At 65.0% G+C, this 394-nt stretch carries 1 protein-coding gene; it reads right to left on the reverse strand.

The genetic code is table 11. The features are described from left to right. On the reverse strand, nucleotides 1-394 hold a 394-nt coding region (locus DYI24_RS27905; protein WP_205523735.1), incomplete at both ends, for an ion channel.

Here is a 394-nt window from a genome sequence, read left to right on the forward strand (position 1 = left end):
GGCCCTCATCCGGAATATTCAGCACGGTGCCGCACGCCTTGCAATGCACCGCATCGGCGTCGTGGCGCTGCAGCCCGCACACCGGGCAGGGGAAGCGCACCTTGTTCGGGCTGATCAGCGCCCGCGCCAGATTGAAGAACAGCGTGACGCCGAAGATCATGATCACGACGCTGATCATCCGCCCCAGCGTGCCGGGCAGGGTGATGTCGCCGAACCCGGTCGTGGTCAGCGCGGTCACGGTGAAGTACAGTGCGTCCGCGTAGTTGGCGATCTGCGGATTGCTGAACCGCTGGGTCTCGAACACGATCGCCGTCATCACGAAGATGAACACCGCCAGCCGCGCCACCGCGACCACCACCTCCTCGTGGTGACGGAAGAAGGCGCTGTCGCTACG

Origin of the sequence: Rhodopseudomonas sp. BR0C11 (assembly GCF_010820945.1) — a bacterium.
Classification (GTDB): domain Bacteria; phylum Pseudomonadota; class Alphaproteobacteria; order Rhizobiales; family Xanthobacteraceae; genus Rhodopseudomonas; species Rhodopseudomonas palustris_H.